17 protein-coding genes and 1 pseudogene are annotated in these 17,809 nt (G+C 65.7%); 4 read left to right on the top strand and 14 right to left on the bottom strand.

Annotation, left to right across the window (positions count from 1 at the left end; genetic code table 11):
• Positions 1–499, bottom strand: a pseudogene (locus GH737_RS06225) (leucyl aminopeptidase family protein); the annotation flags it as partial.
• A gap of 234 nt (positions 500–733) precedes the next feature.
• Here GH737_RS06225 and GH737_RS06230 point away from each other — a divergent pair.
• A complete protein-coding gene (locus tag GH737_RS06230; protein WP_155263987.1) occupies positions 734–1,081 on the top strand; it encodes a VOC family protein in 348 nt (115 codons plus the stop codon).
• Between the two features lie 56 nt (positions 1,082–1,137).
• Here the strand turns inward: GH737_RS06230 and GH737_RS06235 are convergent, their stop codons facing one another.
• The 4 genes from GH737_RS06235 to GH737_RS06250 form a co-directional block, all read right to left on the bottom strand.
• Entirely contained in the window at positions 1,138–1,536 is a 399-nt protein-coding gene (locus GH737_RS06235) for a hypothetical protein (protein ID WP_155263988.1), read from the bottom strand.
• A gap of 6 nt (positions 1,537–1,542) precedes the next feature.
• Positions 1,543–3,183 carry an FMN-binding glutamate synthase family protein gene (locus tag GH737_RS06240; protein WP_155263989.1) on the bottom strand — a complete coding sequence of 547 codons (1,641 nt, stop codon included), beginning with the start codon at positions 3,181–3,183 and terminating at the stop codon, positions 1,543–1,545.
• Between the two features lie 189 nt (positions 3,184–3,372).
• On the bottom strand, positions 3,373–3,576 hold the full coding sequence (locus tag GH737_RS06245; protein ID WP_155263990.1) for a hypothetical protein: 204 nt from the start codon (positions 3,574–3,576) through the stop codon (positions 3,373–3,375).
• Between the two features lie 165 nt (positions 3,577–3,741).
• Positions 3,742–5,133 (bottom strand): serine hydrolase domain-containing protein, encoded by a 1,392-nt coding sequence (locus tag GH737_RS06250; RefSeq protein WP_230558661.1) that lies wholly within the window; start codon positions 5,131–5,133, stop codon positions 3,742–3,744.
• Between the two features lie 129 nt (positions 5,134–5,262).
• Between GH737_RS06250 and GH737_RS06255 the strand changes: the two genes are divergently transcribed.
• Positions 5,263–7,635 (top strand): membrane-bound PQQ-dependent dehydrogenase, glucose/quinate/shikimate family, encoded by a 2,373-nt coding sequence (locus GH737_RS06255; RefSeq protein ID WP_155263991.1) that lies wholly within the window; start codon positions 5,263–5,265, stop codon positions 7,633–7,635.
• Positions 7,636–7,653: 18 nt separating this feature from the next.
• Here GH737_RS06255 and GH737_RS06260 read toward each other — a convergent pair whose 3' ends face one another.
• The 3 genes from GH737_RS06260 to GH737_RS06270 form a co-directional block, all read right to left on the bottom strand.
• Positions 7,654–8,403 (bottom strand): sensor histidine kinase, encoded by a 750-nt coding sequence (locus tag GH737_RS06260; protein WP_155263992.1) that lies wholly within the window; start codon positions 8,401–8,403, stop codon positions 7,654–7,656.
• Between the two features lie 144 nt (positions 8,404–8,547).
• Positions 8,548–9,882 carry a 30S ribosomal protein S12 methylthiotransferase RimO gene (rimO, locus tag GH737_RS06265; RefSeq protein WP_155263993.1) on the bottom strand — a complete coding sequence of 445 codons (1,335 nt, stop codon included), beginning with the start codon at positions 9,880–9,882 and terminating at the stop codon, positions 8,548–8,550.
• A 70-nt stretch (positions 9,883–9,952) separates the two neighbouring features.
• Positions 9,953–10,945: a potassium channel family protein gene (locus GH737_RS06270; RefSeq protein WP_230558662.1), complete on the bottom strand. Its 993-nt coding sequence runs from the start codon at positions 10,943–10,945 to the stop codon at positions 9,953–9,955.
• Between the two features lie 146 nt (positions 10,946–11,091).
• Here GH737_RS06270 and GH737_RS06275 point away from each other — a divergent pair, with 146 nt between their 5' ends.
• Positions 11,092–12,405: a UDP-glucose dehydrogenase family protein gene (locus tag GH737_RS06275; RefSeq protein ID WP_155263994.1), complete on the top strand. Its 1,314-nt coding sequence runs from the start codon at positions 11,092–11,094 to the stop codon at positions 12,403–12,405.
• A 1-nt stretch (position 12,406) separates the two neighbouring features.
• On the opposite strand, the gene GH737_RS06280 is transcribed toward GH737_RS06275, so the two are convergent.
• On the bottom strand, positions 12,407–13,117 hold the full coding sequence (locus GH737_RS06280) for an HAD family hydrolase (protein WP_230558663.1): 711 nt from the start codon (positions 13,115–13,117) through the stop codon (positions 12,407–12,409).
• Between the two features lie 84 nt (positions 13,118–13,201).
• Between GH737_RS06280 and GH737_RS06285 the strand changes: the two genes are divergently transcribed.
• Positions 13,202–15,295 (top strand): EAL domain-containing protein, encoded by a 2,094-nt coding sequence (locus GH737_RS06285; protein ID WP_155263995.1) that lies wholly within the window; start codon positions 13,202–13,204, stop codon positions 15,293–15,295.
• Positions 15,296–15,401: 106 nt separating this feature from the next.
• Here GH737_RS06285 and GH737_RS06290 read toward each other — a convergent pair whose 3' ends face one another.
• The 5 genes from GH737_RS06290 to GH737_RS15175 form a co-directional block, all read right to left on the bottom strand.
• Complete coding sequence (locus tag GH737_RS06290; protein ID WP_155263996.1) at positions 15,402–15,734, bottom strand: hypothetical protein; 333 nt, start codon at positions 15,732–15,734, stop codon at positions 15,402–15,404.
• 29 nt (positions 15,735–15,763) lie between these two features.
• Positions 15,764–15,910, bottom strand: a complete 147-nt coding sequence (locus GH737_RS06295; RefSeq protein ID WP_155263997.1) for a hypothetical protein — start codon at positions 15,908–15,910, stop codon at positions 15,764–15,766.
• Between the two features lie 11 nt (positions 15,911–15,921).
• Positions 15,922–16,155, bottom strand: a complete 234-nt coding sequence (locus GH737_RS06300) for an antitoxin Xre/MbcA/ParS toxin-binding domain-containing protein (protein ID WP_196233012.1) — start codon at positions 16,153–16,155, stop codon at positions 15,922–15,924.
• 333 nt (positions 16,156–16,488) lie between these two features.
• Positions 16,489–16,698: a cold-shock protein gene (locus GH737_RS06305; protein ID WP_155263999.1), complete on the bottom strand. Its 210-nt coding sequence runs from the start codon at positions 16,696–16,698 to the stop codon at positions 16,489–16,491.
• Between the two features lie 230 nt (positions 16,699–16,928).
• The coding region (locus tag GH737_RS15175; protein WP_196233013.1) for a hypothetical protein at positions 16,929–17,809 on the bottom strand (881 nt) is incomplete at its 5' end.

Here is a 17,809-nt window from a genome sequence, read left to right on the forward strand (position 1 = left end):
CGGCGGGCCCCATGTCGCCAGCGGGCGTGTTGACGAGGTCGCGAACCAGCGCAGTGGCTTCGGCGAGCCGCACCGCCTCGTCAATCCGCGCCGCCTCGCCGGTGACCAGCACGCGCGGCCCGCGCTCGGCATCGTCCTTCTTTGAGCGGTAGGCGTCGAACCGGTGCTGCGCGAGCAGCCAGCCGAGCGCGGCCTTGCCGGGTTCGCCTTCCGCGAGCTTGTACGTGCCTTCGGGCATCTTCTCGGCAAGCGCGGCGAGGCACCAGGGCGACAGCTCGGCGGCATTCTTGACCGCGCTCACCACCTCGAACTCGCCCCCGCGCGGCAGGATGGCGAAAGCGTAAGCCGCCTTTTCGTCGAAACGGTGCGCCTCGAGCAGGGCGCGGTCCTCCGCCGGCCGCTTGTTCAGCCACGCGGCGAAGCTGTCCTTATCGACAAGATGGACCAGCCGCGCCTTCCGGCCGCGGTCGGGGACGAGGAGGGAGGTGAAATCGGTCATGGGCGGGCTCTAGCGACGAAACGGGATCAGGCGAAGGCGCGAACGATCACAAAGTTCGCTCCTTGACGCGCGCCCCCGTGCGCGATGAGGGGATGTGTCGGCTTTGTCGGTGTCGATCACCGGAAGTGGCAGCTTTCCATCCATTCAACACATTAGCGGATGTCTGAAAACGACCCGTTGCAGACATCATGAGTTTCGCGAACAAGGCTCCATCCTTCGCAGGGAGCCGCATCAATGGCCGTCACCAGGATTGTTGCAAATCTTCGCGCGCCCGACCCAATGAGCTTGGCGAAATTCTACAGGGATGTCTTTGAGCTAGAGCTTCCCTTCGACATGGGGTGGATCGCGTTCTTGAGCACCGATTCTACCCAGAAGATCGAGCTGCACACCGCCTCTGAAGGTGGGTCTGGAACTGAATTGCCCGTCATCTCAATCGGCGTGGATAATCTTGACGATGCGGAGGCGGCCGTACGCGCCGCAGGTGCAAAGGTCGTCTACGGGCCGGTTGGAGAGAAGTGGGGACTTCGCCGATTCTTCTTCCGCGATCCAGCGGACAACCTCGTGAATGTCGTCGACAGCTGAGCTACCCCGCACTCTCCGACCCCTCAGCGGTGTCCGTTTTCCGCCCATTCCTGCCTCTAGAACGAATCGCGGCCTGCTTCACCGACTTCCCGCCACGCCAGCCGCGCCGTCGCCGCCACAAACGGCAGGAAGGCGATCTGGCTTGGCATGACGGCGCTGGACGTCACATCCTCGACGAACGATCCCCTGAGCGGATGGGCGGCGATGAACCAGAGGTTGTGCGCGACATCGGAGGCGATGATCAGGACCGTCAATGCGATCCCGAACCGCGGGCGGAGGAACAGCAGCACGGCTGCGAGCGGATCGAGGAACGTCAGGCTGCTCCAGTAGAGCGCGGTGGCCGCGGGCAAGTGCTCCGGGAACCAGCCATGGGCGAGGACGGCTCGCACATGGTTGACGGTCGCCCCGGCGAGGCAGAGCGCATAGGCAATCCTGATCCGCATGCCGCGGCGCAATCCCGCTCAATTCGCTTGTGCGGTGGGGAGGTCAAAGCTGTCGGGCCGCGCGAGGTCCCAGGCGTGGCTGTAGAAGCTGCGCTTGCGGCGGCCCTCGATCAGCTCGCCGGGCTCGAGGAACACGTGGAGCTGGGAGAACAGCCGGATCTCCGCTCCTTCGACGCGTCTCACGAGATGGTGCGGCTTGATCTCGGAAGGATGATCGAGGCCCGCCGCGGCGATCATGTCGGACAGCGCCAGCATGGTGTTGCGATGGAAATTGGCGACGCGCTGCGCCTTGTCCTCGACGACCAGCGCGCGCTGGCGCAGCGCGTCCTGGGTCGCCACGCCGGTCGGACAGCGGTTGGTGTTGCAGATGAGCGACTGGACGCAGCCGAGCGCGAACATGTAGCCGCGGCCGGCATTGGTCCAGTCCGCGCCTAGGGCGATCAGGCTGGCGATGTCGAACGCGCTGACCACCTTGCCGGCGGCGCCGATCCTGATGCGGTCGCGCAGGCCGGCGCCGACGAGCGTGTTGTGCGCGAACAGCAGGCCTTCGCGGGCCGGCACGCCGATGTGGTTCAAGAATTCGAGGGGCGAGGCGCCCGTACCTCCCTCGGCGCCGTCGACGACGATGAAATCGGGGACGATTCCGGTTTCGCGCATCGCCTTGACGATGGCCATGAATTCCCATGGATGGCCGATGCACAGCTTGAAACCCACGGGCTTGCCGCCCGAGAGCCTCCTCAGGTCGGCGATGAACTGCATCATCTCGATCGGCGTCGCAAAGGCCCGGTGTCGCGCCGGCGAGAGACAATCCTCCCCCGCGGGGACGCCGCGCGTGAGGGCGATCTCCGCCGTCACCTTCGCGCCGGGCAGGATGCCGCCGTGGCCGGGCTTGGCGCCCTGGCTGAGCTTGAGCTCGACCATCCTGACCTGGCCCATGGCGGCTTTCTTCGCAAAGCGCTCCGGATCGAACTGGCCGTCGGCGGTGCGGCAGCCGAAATAGCCGCTGCCAATTTCCCAGATCAGGTCGCCGCGATGCTCCTGGTGATAGCGGCTGATGCTTCCCTCGCCTGTGTCGTGGGCGAAGCCGCCGATCCGGGCGCCCTTGTTGAGCGCGCGGATGGCGTTGGCGCTGAGCGATCCGAAGCTCATCGCCGAAATGTTGAAGATCGACGCCGAGTAGCGCTGGCTGCAGTCGTCTCCGCCGATCGTGATCCGGAACGTCTCCGGGGCCGCTCGCGGCGCTGGGCGGGTCGAGTGGGCGATGAACTCGTAGCCATCGCCGTAGACGTCGAGCAATGTCCCGAACGCGCGCTCGCTGCCTTCGCTCTTCGCCCTCGCATAAACGAGCGATCGCTGGCTTCTCGAGAACGGCGTCCGTTCGTTGTCCCCTTCGATCAGATATTGCCGGACCTGCGGGCGAATGGATTCGAAGAGCCAGCGGAAATGGCCCGTGATCGGATAGTTGCGGAGGATCGAATGCCACGGCTGGAGGAGGTCGTAGGCGCCGAGTAGCGCAAGCAAAGCGGCGACCACCGCAATGACGGTGAGCCAAGGCTGAAGCGGCCAATAGAATGCAGCGGCGATCAGGACGAGGAGAGTCAGCGCGAACGGAATGAAGCGCGCCACCGGCCATTGTGTCTCGTCACGTCGGACGCCCATTCAACCGCTCCTCTCGATCCCGTGCAGCGCAGGACCGACCGGATCGGCGGCCTGCTCTCCGGGTGCTGGCGCGGATCGATGGACTGGAATGGTGCCGACCGGAGGTGAGATCGGACAGCGATATCGCGCCGCGCCAACAGCCGCAATCGCGGCGCGGGCGTTCCGCGCCGGCGAGCTTTCAGGCGCGGGTCAGTTCGTCGAGGCCGGGCCGGTTGCTCCGCCGCCGGGCTGCTCGGCGCGCATGAAGGTGATCCGCCCGCTGGTCGCATCCTCGATCAGCCGCTCATATTCGTTGGCGAGCTGCTCGTGGATTCTGCGGGCGACACCGGTGGTCGCGGCTTCGGCCCGCATTCGCTCCATCTGCTGTCTCAGAAACAGGTAATTGATGTCCATCCGCGCCTCCGCTGCTCGCCCTGTCGACGGGCGTCTCCGGCAGTTTTCGTGAACCGCGGATGACGAAGAGTCGGCCGCTCGACTAACGGTTGTCGAGGGGCGGCGAGCCGCTTGCGTGGGACTGTCAGAGGGGACAGTCCCTCATCCGAGGGGCTGTTCCCGCGTTCACTCCGGCATCACCAGGAACTGCTCCCAGCGGCCGGTCGCCCCGGGCTCGGCATAGGTGACGAGCGTCAGGTCGGGGTGGCCGGCGTATTGCAGCGTGTAGTTGCGGTTGACGAAGCCGCCGCGCAGGCGCGGGGAGCGGCTCATCGTGATCTTGGGCGCGCCCAGCGGGATGAGGCTGGCGCGGTAGTCGCCGAGCACGGTGGCATCGAAATAGAAGTTGAGGTCGTCGGTGAACTTCGAGCGATCGAGCTGACCGCCGGCGAGCATGGCGTAGACCGCCTGCACGTCGGCGAGCCGGTCGCCCTCGCTTGCCAGCGCCGCCTCCGGCGCGTTGAGGGCGATCTTCTCTATGCCTGAGGTGATGGTGTCGGTCGCGCCGGAGAAATCGGCGTTGGTGAAGACCACGATCGCGTCTTTCGTGTCGGGGTAGACGGTATTCTGAGTGAGGAAGCCGACGGCTTCCCCGCCATGATCGATCACGTGCCGCTCGCGCTGGTCGTGGTTGAAGACGCCGAGGCCGTAGCCGTTGGTTCGGCCGTCGGCACGGAGCACAGGCGTCTCCTGCTCGACCCAGTCGCGCGGCGGAACGAGCGCGCGGTTCATTCGAGCAACGTCCCATTTGGCGAGGTCGGCGGCAGTCATCGACAGCTCGCCGGCGGCGTAGAGCCAGCCGGACGCCGGCGGCTGGGCGACGCGGACGGGACCCAGCGCATAGCGGTGGTAGCCGGCGGGGAAAGTGGGTGTGTTGGTGTCGTCCTGGTCGCGGACGCTGGTCATGCCGAGCGGGCCGAAAATCTTGCGCTTGAGGTACGTCATCAGCGCCTCGCCGCTGACTTTCTCCGCAATCATGCCGGCGACGACATAGCCGGTGTTGCTGTATTGCCAGCGCGTGCCCGGCGCGAAGTCGAGCGGCTTCTTCGCCCACTTGTCGACGATGCCCTGGGGGCTCGTCGGGTGGGTCATGGTCGCGAACATGTAGTCCTGCGGCCAGAAATCCCGCAGTCCCGAAGTGTGGCTGAGCAGCTGGCGGATGGTGATCCTGTCGCCCTCCGTGATGCCAGGGATGAATTTGGAGACCGGATCGTCGAGGCTGAGCTTGCCCTCGTCGCGCAGGAGCAGCAGCGCCATCGCGGTGAACTGCTTCGAGTTGGACGCGATCTGGTATGGCAGGTCAGGACGCGCGGGCAGCCCCTCGTTTGCCTTGCCGTAGGCCTTGTCGAGGACGAGCTCGCCGTTGCGGACAATGGCAATTTCGGCCGACGGCACGCCGGTCTCGGCGATCGTCCTGGCGACGAGCTGGTCGACTTGGACGACTTCGGCCGGGGTAAGCGGCTGCGCGGCTGCGGGGAAAGCCGCGAGCGCGAGGAGCATGGGCGTGAAGCGGAGCATGATTGGAGCCTAGAGCGGCCTGAGCGTGAGTAAAGCGCGCAAATGCGCGGTGTTTGACCGACGCCAATTCATGGAACGCGTCGGTTCCGCGGGCCGTTACGGATCCGCGACGCGAAAAGGGAGACCGCCATGAAAGCCGGCTGGGCTGCGACGATTCTTGCCATCTTCATGGCGATCATCGGCATCGTCCTCACCATCGGCGGTGCCTGGCTCGCCGCGCTCGGAGGCTCCATCTATTATCTGATCGCGGGCGTCGCGCTGCTCGCCTCGGCGTGGTTCCTGTTTCGCGGGCGCCTGCTCGGGGGATGGATCTACATCGGTCTCTTCATCCTGTCGGCGATCTGGGGCTTCGCCGAAGCGCGCGGCAATGCCTGGGCAATGGTCCCGTGGCTGATCGCGCCGCTGGTTATCCTCGTGCTGGTGCTGCTGGTTATGCCGACCCTGACGCGCGACCGGAACCGGTGGAAGCTTGCCGGCGGCGGCATCGCGCTCGGCGTGCTGTTCGTCGCCGCCAGCTTCGCTATCCTCGGCATGGGCATGAGGACGAAAGCAGCCGCGCTGCCCGCGGCAAGCTCGCCTGGAATGACCGATCCCTCGGTGCAGACGACGGGCGCTGACTGGCCCGACTATGGCGGGACGAACGCCGCCTGGCGCTACTCACCGCTCACGCAAATCACCCCCGCCAACGTCGGCAAGCTCGAAAAGGTGTGGGAGGTCCATACCGGCGGGCTCCCGACCGACCCCGACTATCTCAAGCTCTACGGGACCGAGAACACGCCGCTGAAGATCGGCAACCTTCTCTACACCTGCACCGCGAAGAACGTCATCGTCGCGCTCGACGCAGCGACCGGCAAGCCAGTGTGGAGGGTCGACCCGCATGTGCCCGACAAATGGATCCCGTACACCACCGCTTGCCGCGGGGTCGCTTACTACAAGGTGCCGGGCGCCGTGGCGAACACGCCGTGCGCGGCGCGGATCATCGAAGGCACGCTCGATTCGCGGCTGATCGTGGTCGACGCGCTGACCGGCAAGCCGTGCACCGACTTCAACGGCATCGGCCAGCAGGACACCAAGATCGGCATGGGCGAAGTATATCCGGGCTATGCAACGATCAACTCGGCGCCGACGATCGTGCGCGGGATCATCGTCGTCCCGCACCAGATCCTCGACGGGCAATGCCGCTGCTCGCCTTCGGGCGTGATCCAGGGGTTCGACGCCAAGACCGGCAAGCTTGCCTGGGCATGGGACGTCGAGCATCCCGAGTGGAACGGCTATCCGCCGCCAGGGCAAACCTGGGCCAAGGCGACGCCCAATTCATGGATGAGCAGCTCGGGCGACGAGAAGCTCGGGCTGGTCTACCTGCCCATGGGAAATTACGCCGCCGACTATATCTCGACCGGTCGCCCGGCCCGCTCGAACCAGGTGAACAGCTCCATCGTCGCCATCGACGTCACCACCGGCAAGCCGCGCTGGGTGTTCCAGACGGTCAAGAAGGACGTGTGGGACTATGATATCGGCAGCACGCCCTCGCTGATCGATTATCACGGCACCCCGGCGCTGCTGGTCGCATCCAAGCAGGGCGACCTCTACGTGCTCGACCGCGCGACCGGAAAATCGCTGGCGCCGGTTGGCTCGGTCGCCGCGCCTCCGGGCGGGGTCGAGCCGAGTGAGCGCTCGCCGCGCCAGATCGTGTCGCTGTGGCATTCGCTCAAGATGCCGAAACTCGTCGAATCCGACATGTGGGGGATGTCGCCGATCGACCAGATGATCTGCCGGATCCAGTTCCGCCAGGCCGACTATCGCGGCGAGTTCACGCCGCCCCGCGCGGACAAATATACGATCGAATATCCGGGCTATAACGGCGGCAGCGACTGGGGCAGCCTGTCGATCGACCCGGTTCGCGGCGTCGCCATCGCCAATTACAACGACATGCCCAATTACCTGAAGCTCGTACCGCGCAAGGTCGCGAACGAGAAGGGCATCAAGCCGCGCTTCGCGACCGACATCGCCTCGACCCAGGCGCATGCCGTCGACCCGCAATGGGGCGTTCCCTACGCCATTCACGTCAACGCCGGCTGGCGGATGCCGTTCACCAAGCTCCTGTGCAAGCGCCCGCCGTACGGCGGCATCCGGGCGATCGATATTTCGACTGGCACGACCATCTGGGACCGCCCGCTCGGTACCGCGCGGCGCAACGGCCCGTTCAACCTTCCGACCTTCCTGCCGTTCGCGATCGGCACGCCCAACAACGGCGGCGCAGTGACGACCGCCAGCGGGCTGATCTTCATCGCCGCAGCGACTGACGACTTGCTGCGCGCGATCGACGAGCGCACCGGCAAAGTGCTGTGGTCGGTGCCGCTCCCCGCCGGCGGGCAGGCGACGCCGATCGTCTATCAGCAGGACGGCCGCGAATATCTCGTTATCTTTGCCGGCGGCCACCATTTCATGGAGACTCCGGAAGGTGACAGCGTCATTGCTTACGCGCTTCCGAGGGAGGGCTAGGCTCCGTGCGCCGCCGGTTCAAAGGATAAAGCGGACAGCGATCCGCGTGCCGTCGTGGCCGTCGATCTCGGCTGCGCCGCCGATGCCTTTGGCGAGCGTCTGGATGAGCCGCAACCCGAGCGCGCCTTCGCGCGGCGGGCGCACGAAGCCGATCCCGTCGTCGGTCACGCTCAGGGTCGCGGTTGGCCCATCGCGATGACATTTCACCTCAATGGTCCCGGTGCGGCCGTCGGGGAACGCATATTTGATCGAATTGGTCAGCGCTTCGGTGACGATCAGCGCGACGTTGATCGCACGCGCCGTATCGAGGACGAGCTCGTCGGCATCGACCACCAGCACAACCGAGTCATTGCCAAGCGCCTGGTGCGTTTCGGCGCAAATGCTGGTCAGATATTCGCGAAAGCCGATGATCTGGTCGTCCGGCGACTGGCTGTTCAGGATCAGATGCGCGGCGGCGATGTGGCTGAGGCGGCGAACCGCGGTCGCGAGCTCGCTCCGCACCTCATCGTTCGGGGTCGCGTGCATCTGCAAGGTGAGCAGCGAGATAGCGATCTGGATGCTGTTCTTCGCCCGGTGGTTGACCTCGTGAAGCATCTCGCCGCTGTTGCGCAGGCGTGCTTCCGCCAATCGCAACGACGCCGCCAGCCCGAGCGCGCGCGCGCTCGCCTGTCCCGCCCGACCGTGAAGCTCGGCGATTTCATCGTTCAGGAGCCGAATGGTGCGCTCGTCGGTCGTTTCGATATTTGAAAGGCTCGGCCGGCTCGACATTCGCTCCCCACGAAGCTTGGACGGAAGCGCGGGGTCCTCCAGCCGCTCGCTTGCCCTTGTCGGAGCGGCGGTGGGGCCATCCTAACAGAGGTCAGGTCCGAGCGCACTAACCCTGCAGGCGCGGCCTTCCTCGATATCCCCAATTCAAGCCGGGACGCCGAACAAGTCGTGCTCGTCCGAATCTTCGACCCGGGCCGACACGATGTCGCCGGGCTGGAGCCCGCCGGCGTCGCGCAGATGAACTTCGCCGTCGATCTCGGGCGCGTCGGCTTTGGAGCGGCCAGTGGCTCCGCCGGATTCCTCGTCCACCGCGTCGACCAGGACGTCGACGGTGGAGCCGACCTTCGCCGCAAGTTTCTCCTCGGAGATGCGTTCCGAGAGCGCCATCACTGCTTCGTAGCGTTCCTGCTTGACGTCCTCCGGCACCTGCTCGTCCATCGAGGTCGCGGGAGCGCCCTCGACCGCCTCGAACTTGAACGCGCCGACGCGGTCGAGCCGGGCTTCCTCAAGCCACGCGAGGAGGTAGGCCAAATCCGCCTCAGTTTCTCCGGGGAAGCCGACGACGAAGCTCGAGCGGATGGCGAGGTCCGGAACCTGCTCGCGCCACGAGCGGATGCGCTGCAGGACCTTCGCGTCGTTGGCGGGGCGGCGCATGCGGCGAAGAACGTCGGGGCTCGCGTGCTGGAAGGGGATGTCGAGATAAGGGAGGATTTTGCCCGCGGCCATCAGCGGGATGACGTTGTCGACGTGCGGATAAGGATAGACGTAGTGAAGCCGCACCCACGCGCCGAGCTCGCCCATCGCCGCCACGAGGTCCGTCATGTGCGCGCGGACTTCGCCGCCTCTCCACGGCCAGGCCTTGTGGCGGAGGTCGACGCCATAAGCGCTCGTGTCCTGGCTGATGACCAGCAGCTCCTTCGTGCCCGCGGCGACCAGCTTCTCGGCCTCGCGCAGGATGGCGTCGGGCCGGCGGCTGACGAGGTCGCCGCGAAGGTGCGGGATGATGCAGAAGGCGCAGCGGTGATTGCAGCCCTCGGAGATCTTCAGATAGCTGTAGTGACGCGGCGTGAGCTTGAGCCCCGCCTCGGGCACCAGGTCGATAAAGGGCGAGGGCACCGGCGGCGCCGCCTCGTGGACGGCGGCGACGACTTCCTCGTATTGTTGGGGGCCAGTGACTGCGAGCACTTGCGGGAAGCGCGCGCGGATGATCTCGGCTTCCTTGCCCATGCAGCCGGTGACGACGACGCGCCCATTCTCCGCGATTGCCTCGCCGATCGCCTCCAGGCTCTCCTCCTTGGCCGAATCGAGGAAGCCGCAGGTGTTGACCAGCACCACGTCCGCCCCGGCATAATCGGGCGACATGTCGTAGCCGTCGGCGCGCAGCTTGGTCATGATGCGCTCGCTGTCGACCAGGGCCTTGGGACAGCCAAGCGAGACCAGCCCGACGCGCGGGGGCTTGGGGAGTGTCGTGACGTTCATCGGAATGGCCGCGCCAATATAGGAAGTTGTTGGCAAAAACTAGGCGTCCTTCGACTGCGTTCAGGACCGCTTAGGCGCTGTCGATGATCTCGAGGATCCGGTCGCCCGCGCGGAGTGACTGAAAGGTCGGGTCTCCTACCGCGTGCGCGCGGCCGTCGCGGATCAGGCGCACCACCTGGCCGGTGCAAATCTGCTGCGGCGAGCGGCCTGCCTCCACCTCGCCGACGATCCGCTCGCGAAGCATGACCTGACCCTCCGAGGTGGCGAGGTCATTCAGATACTCGGCGCGGTAAGGGCCCTGGAGTGAGCTCGCGAGCAGGAGGCCCGAGAAGCTCACCGGGTTGATCACCGTGTCGGCCCCCGCCTGCTTGGCAATGTCCTCATTGTCCGTTTCGCGAATGGTCACGCTGATTTTGACCGTCGCCGAGAGCTTTCGGGCCGTGAGGACGACCAGGATGTTGCTGTCGTCGCGCCCGGTGGAAACGAGCAGGGCGGACGCGCGGTCGACGTGCGCGGCGAGCAAGGTCTCGTCGCGCGAGGCGTCACCGTGGAGCACCGCGACCCCGCATTCGCTCGCCCGGTCGAGCGCGTCGCGGTTGCCGTCGATCACGACGATGCGCTTCGCCGGGGTGCCCCGCTTCAACAGCTCTTCGAGCGCCTTGTCGTTGCTGATCCCGAATCCGGCGATGAGGATGTGATCGCGCAAGTTCTTCTGGATGAGTTTCATCAGCCATCTGTTCCAGGTCTGTTTGATGATGAAGGTGTAGGCGGTCCCTGCCAGCAACAGCAGGAAGAAGACGCGGATCGGCGTTACGACCAGAGCGTCGAAGAGCCGGGCGCGGTCGGTGACCGGCACGATGTCCCCGTAACCGGTGGTCGTCGCGCTGATCATGGTGAAATAGATCACATCGCTGAAGCTGATGTGGCTGTCATAATTGTCCCTGAGGCTGTCCCGCTCCCACCACAGGAACGCGACGATAAAGACGATCATTCCGACCATGATCGCCATCCGGATCCCGAATTGGGCCGCCGGCCTTACGCGGGACTGTCGCCGAAGCGTCATGTGGAGCGGATCGAGGCTCCATCTCTTGGGAGTGCCGCGGCGGGAGGATCGAAGCGCCATTGACGGAGCTTAGTCGGCAGCAGTGCCGCTGGCTATTGGCCGAACAATTGCTAAGAGCCGCGTCTCAATCAACCAGGGACAAATGAATGCGTATTGCGATGATCGGCACCGGTTATGTCGGGCTGGTGTCGGGCGCCTGCTTTGCCGATTTCGGGCATCAGGTGTGCTGCATCGACAAGGATTCCGCAAAAATCGACGGGCTGAACGCGGGCAGGCTGCCGATCTGGGAACCCGGACTCGAGGCGATCGTCAAGGCCAATGCGGAGCGCGGTCGCCTGACCTTCACCGCCAGCCTGCCCGAGGGGGTCAAGGACGCCGAAGCCGTGTTCATCGCGGTCGGCACACCGGCGCGGCGCGGCGACGGCCATGCCGATCTCAGCTTCGTCTTCGACGCGGTGCGCGAACTCGCCAAGGTGATCAGGCCGGGCACGGTCGTGGTCACAAAGTCGACCGTGCCTGTCGGAACGGGCGACGAGATCGAGCGGATCCTGCAGGAGGAGGGGGTTGGCGGCGTGGCGGTCGCCTCGAACCCCGAGTTTCTTCGCGAAGGTGCCGCGATCGCCGATTTCAAGCACCCCGACCGGATCGTCGTCGGCGCCGAGAACGAACGCGCGCAGGAGGTGCTCAAGGAAATTTACCGGCCGCTGTTCCTCAACCGGGCGCCGATCCTGATCACCGGCCGGCGCACCGCCGAGCTGACCAAATATGCCGCGAACGCCTTCCTCGCGGTCAAGATCAGCTTCATCAACGAGATCGCCGATCTGTGCGAGGCGGTCGACGCGGATGTCCAGGACGTCGCACGCGGAATCGGCCTCGACAACCGCATCGGGCCCAAGTTCCTGCACGCCGGCCCCGGCTACGGCGGCAGCTGCTTCCCCAAGGACACGCTTGCGCTGTTGAAGACGGCCGACAAGGCCGGCGTCGACCAGCGCATCGTGCGCACCACCGTGCAGGTCAATGACGACCGCAAGGCGGCGATGGTCGAGCGTGTCGCCCGCGCCGTCGGCGACCTCAAGGGCAAGCGCATCGCGGTGCTCGGCCTCGCGTTCAAGCCGAACACCGACGACATGCGCGACGCCCCGTCGATCCCGCTGATCAACGCGCTGGTCGAGCGCGGGGCTGAGGTCAGCGCCTTCGATCCCGTCGCGCGCGAGCAGGCGGAAAAGGTGTTCACAGGCATCGAGTTCGCGTCGGACGCTTATGCTGCCGCGGCGGGCGCCGACGCGCTGGTGATCGTTACCGAGTGGGACGAGTTCCGCGCGCTCGACCTCGACAAGATTGCGGGCTCGCTCAAGGGCAAGGTTCTGGTCGACCTGCGCAACGTCTACGACCGGGTCGAGGCCGAGCAGGCTGGACTTGTCTTTTATGGCGTGGGGCGCGGCAAGCTGGAGCCGGCCTGAGCTAATCGCGCGTCCGCGGCGCGAGCTCGTCGAGATGGGCGAGCATGTCGGCGGGATCTTCGAACACGCGCATCGCGCCCGCGCGCTCGAGCTCGTCCTCGCCATAGCCGCCGGACAGCAGACCGATTCCGAGCGCGCCGCAGCGCGCGGCCGCGTACATGTCCCAGATGCTGTCGCCGATCACGTAGGACCCCTGCGTCGTCGTGCCGAGCCGCCGCGCGGCCTCGACGAACAAATCGGGGTCGGGCTTGGCATAGCGAACCATGTCGCGGGTGATGACGGTCGCCTTCTCGGGGTCGACGCCGAGGCTCCTCAAGTTGGTGCCGGCGGTACGCATGCGGCCGCTGGTGGCGATCGCCCAGGGCAGGTGCTGCCTCGTCAGCTGGTCGAGCAGCTCGGCCGCGCCGGGGAGCGGAGGCACGTCTTGCGAGAGGTCGCGGAACAGCTCGGCATGGCGGTCGCGCAAGCGCTCGATCGTCGCTTCGTCGATCGGCCGGCCGAGCTCGCGCTCGAGCTGCGCGGTGAACAGCCCGCCGCTCATCCCGATCTTGCGGTGGATTCGCCACACCGAAAGGTCGAGCCCCTGCTCGCGCAGGGCGACGTGCCAGGCGCGAACGTGGTTGTAGACGCTGTCGACCAGCGTCCCGTCGAGGTCGAAAAGGAAAGCCACCGGCCCGCTCATCACGTCTGGCAAATGGGCGGCGGCGCTCATCGGTTCCGAAACTGGAGCCCGCGAGACCCTAACCGAATGGTAACCACGCGTGCGTAGGGCTGTCCCGGCGTGGGGATTTATCGAGTGGAAAGCATCAGGCGCATCTTGAGGAGCGGCGGGAATTCCGCCCAGGACGAGGCGCGGCCGGAATCGGCCCGCGCGGAGGCGCTGCTCCACGAATTCGAAAATAGCGAGAAAGGCTGGTTCTGGGAGACCACCCGCGAAGGGATGCTGTCGTACATCAGCGACAGCGTCGCCGGTGTTCTCGGGCGCGAGCCGGGCGACCTGCTCGAGCGGCCCTTTACCGACCTGATCTCGACCGAGACCGCCGACGGCAGCGCCACCTCGGAACGGACGCTCGGCTTTTATCTGTCGTCGCACGTCGCCTTCCAGGACCTGATCGTCCGCGCCAAGACCCGCAACGAGATCTGGTGGTCGATCACCGGCCGTCCGATCCACGACGAGGTCGGGCGATTCTTCGGCTTCCGCGGCTTTGCCTCCGACCTCACCAAGATGCGTCAGTCGGAGGTCGAGCTCGACCGGCTGGCGAAGCAGGATTCGCTGACCGGCCTCGCCAATCGCGAAGCGCTCCGCCGCGCGCTCGACGACGCGCTGGTCGGCGCGGTGCGCCGCAAGCACCGCTGCTCGGTGTTCCTGCTCGACCTCGACCGGTTCAAGGCGGTCAACGACACGCTCGGCCACCCGGCCGGCGATACGTTGCTTCGGCTGGTTTCGCTGCGGCTTCGCGAAGTTATCGGCGAAGCGGGTCAGGTGGGACGGCTCGGCGGAGACGAGTTCGAGGTCGTCCTGCCGGCGATCTCGCACCACGAAGAACTGTCGAACCTTGCCCAAGGCATCATCGACAGCCTGTCGCGGCCCTACACGATCAACGGCACCGCGGTGTCGATCGGGGCGTCGGTGGGCATCGTCACCTCCGATTATGACGATCGCACGTCGGACGATTTGATGCGCGACGCCGACCTTGCGCTTTATGCCGCAAAAGCGGCGGGCAAAGGCTGCTTCCGCTTCTTTGCGCCGGAGATGCATGAAGCGGCGCGCGAGCGGCAGCGGCTCGAATCCGACCTTCGCGTCGCGATCGAGAAGGACCAGCTCAAGCTGATGTTCCAGCCGTGCGTTGATTCTTCGAGCGAGGCGGTAACCGGTTTCGAGGCGCTGATCCGCTGGTTCCATCCCGAGCACGGCCCGATCAGCCCGGTGCAGTTCATCCCGCTCGCCGAGGAAATCGCCCTGATCAACGAGATCGGCGAATGGGTGCTTCGCACCGCGTGCGCCGAGGCGGCGACCTGGCCCGAGCACATCACGGTCGCGGTCAACCTGTCCCCGGTCCAGTTCAAACTGCACTCGCTTCCGGCGACCGTTCGCGCCGTGCTCGGCGAAACGAACCTGCCTGCCAAAAGGCTCGAGCTCGAAATCACCGAGGGAGTGTTCCTCAGCAACGACGATCACGTCCACGACATGATCGCGAGCCTCAAGAAGATCGGCGTCAAGCTCGCGCTGGACGACTTCGGCACCGGTTACTCGAGCCTCAGCTATCTGCAGCGCGTGCCGTTCGACAAGATCAAGATCGACCAGAGCTTCGTTCGCGGAGCGTCCGACCCGGAAAGCCGCAATGCCGCGCTTATCAGGGCGATGGTCGGGCTCGCTTCCGACCTCAAAATGGAGACGACCGCCGAAGGGGTGGAAACGGCCGACGAGCTGCAGCTCGTCCGTAACCTCGGTTGCTCGCTCGTGCAGGGCTACATTTTTGGCAAGCCGATGCCCGCCGAGGACGCGCTCGCGCTCGCGGCGAAAGGCGCGATCGTCCGGCCCGACGCGCACCTCACGCCGCGCGAGCCGCGAATGCGGATCATCCGGGCGACCCTGCTCCACCATGAAGGCCGCGTTCTCGGCGCGCGCCTCCGCAACATCTCGAGCGGCGGTGCGCTGGTCGAGTGCCGCGAGGAAATGCCGGTCGGGGCGCAGGTCCAGCTCGACTTCGCCGCCGGCGGCCTGATCGACGCCGAGATCCGCTGGACCAAGGGGACGCAGTTCGGCGTGCAGTTCCGCGAGAAGTTCAACCTGAAGCTGCTGCGGCCCACCGAGCCCACGGCCAAGCCGCCGACGATGATGATGCCGAACTTCCTGGCCGCGGGCGGCGGCGAGGCGGAGAGCAAATAAGGCGCACGGTGGCGCGGCTACATCAAGCCTGGAGGCCCATTCATCAGCCGGCCCCGTGCTTGTCGCTATTCCCCGCGGAAATCGCCGGCAATGTGCGCGCGCTCGCTCAACTCTCCCCGGGATCCCGGTCGTACAGGCCGGACAGTGTCCGGCCCGGGACCGGCGTGTTGCGTTTAATGAAGGCTTCGGCCTCGCGCATCGTGGCGAACGAACGCTCGGTGCATCCGCTGCCGTCGCGGGTGAGGATTGCGACGTAAGGCAAATCCGCTCCTGGCCGATGGATTACGCGACCGGCGTTCGAGCTCATGTGCCCGCCTTCATTGTCCCATTCCTGCTCCTCGCGCTTCGCCTCGGCCTTGTCGCGCTTGGTCTGCGCTTCCTCGGCGGCGGAGCTGAACGCGGTGAAGCTCTTGCCTGTGGGCTTGCGGCTGTCCTGCATGGCTTCTCTCCTGGACAGGGCGGGGCGCGTCAGGCGCCGTGAAGCTTGATGCTCTGCCTGACCGCGGCGTCGAGTGCGCGGTCCTCGGCCGCGGATCGCTCGACCCGCTGCACGGCTTCTTTCTCGGTTCGTTCGCCGCGGCGCTCGTCGCTTTCCCGCTCGCGCTTCTTGCGCATGAGACCTCCCGTTATGCCTGCAACGTGAGCTGCGTGAGCAGGGCTTCGACCCGTTCCAGGCCTTCCTCGCTTTCGATGGCGAGCTGGAGCGGCTGGCCGTCCAGGCTTTCGTGGCGGGTATTGAGGAATGCGATCACCGGCGCAGCCTCGCCGAGATGGCGCCAGGCGGACTCGACCACACGGCTCTGCCGGCGCGATTGCGCCGGCGTCGGGAGCGGCTTCCTGCTGTACTTGCGGAAAGCCATGCGGCGCGGGGCGGGGGTTTCCGCTTTGGCTTCGGAGGGACTGGGATGAGAGTTCATGGGTTGGATCCACTGCTGTAAGCGGGAGCACCCAAGTCTCTCAGCCACTGGCGCCTACGCGCGCCATGCCAGCGGTAGTTGGTATATGGGGGCGAGGGCGGCGGATTACCAGCAAGCATCCGCGGGCGTAAGCCTCGAGCGATTACCGCCGGAAGCTCGCTTTGGTCGATCGCCGGCCTTTCCCGGGCAGCGAGGACCAGGGTCACTCAACCGCTGCCCGGGATCGGCCACGTACGCCTTACAAGACGGGCGGAAGCAAGTGCTCCCGCCTGCCGGTTAGATGGTCTGAAGGTTCAGCGCGCAGGGCTGACGCTCGGTGTTGGTGCCGACATCGTAGCTGAGACGCTGGCCGACGGTGGGAGCAACCTTCTTGTCCCAGGAAATCGCCGCGGTTTCGAACGGAAGGTCGTTGCCGCCGGCTTCCTGCTTGATCTCGCCGTGGCCCTTGGTCGTGTCGAACGTCTTGACGGTTCCAAAATATTTCATGGTGAGTTCCTTTGTTGGCAAACGCCGGAATGGCGGTTGCCGCTAGGAGACGTCAAAGATGGAGGAAGGTGCGACTTGGCGCCCAAAACCGTCGATTGCGACTGGTAGCTTCTAATCTTATGGGCGCACGTCACAAGTTAATCAACGTCATGCCGAAATATATTTGTAAAATATATATTATCCATTGTATCGGAACTTTGTTGAATGATGGAAATATTGTTCGACCTACTTCATGATTTTACTTGAGCGGATTTGAGGAAATCCGGAACTACGCCGACGCGATCCCAATAATCCTTCAGTCCGATGTCCGCCGTGAGCGCGATAAACCGGGGGTCGGCCCGCATGGCGGCGGCGACGGGCACGAACAGCATGTTCGTCTTGCGCCTCCGCTGGTCGTTGACCGAGACGTCGCCGGCGCGCCAGCGGACCCGCGCCATCAGTGGGCCGCGCTCGAGCAGATAGGCCGACGCCACGTCGAAAGCGCGGTCGATCTCCCCCAGGCCGCAGAGGATGAGAACGGCACCGACCGCATTGCTCGGTCCGCTGGACACGGTCGAAAGCACCGAGGCGACCGCCGCATCGACGTCGGCCGGGCGCCGGCTCACCAGGGCCGCCATCGACGTATGCAAGCTTTCGATCATCCATGGCGGGAAATCCGGACGCCCCGCTTCATCCTCAACCTGCGCGAGCGCGCGGCTGGCACGCCCGGTGAAGGCAAGCGTCCACAAGCGAGCGAGCCATACGCCCGGGTGCTTGGGCCAGAGCTGGAGCGCACGATCGGCGGCGCGGTCGGCAGCGCCGATGTCGCCGAGAATCCAATAGGCGTAGATCAGCTTGAACTGAAAACCGGCGTGCAAAGGCTCGCGGGCAGCGATCACCAGCCGGTCGAGGCAGCCTTCGCGACCGCGGCCGACCGCGACGTGCATGAAGCAGCGCGCGTCGCGGATCGCCAGATGCTCGGGGTAAAGCGCGAGTACGGCGTCCATCCGGCGCTCCGCGGCGAGCCAGTCGCCATAATAAGGCGGAAGCAGCGCCAGCGCCGCAAGCCCGTCGGCCTGCCGGGTGTCGAGAGCGAGCGCGCGGCGCGCAGCATCCTGCGTGCCGGCGACGG

It is taken from the genome of Sphingomonas segetis (genome assembly GCF_009720245.1).
GTDB classification, from domain to species: domain Bacteria; phylum Pseudomonadota; class Alphaproteobacteria; order Sphingomonadales; family Sphingomonadaceae; genus Sphingomicrobium; species Sphingomicrobium segetis.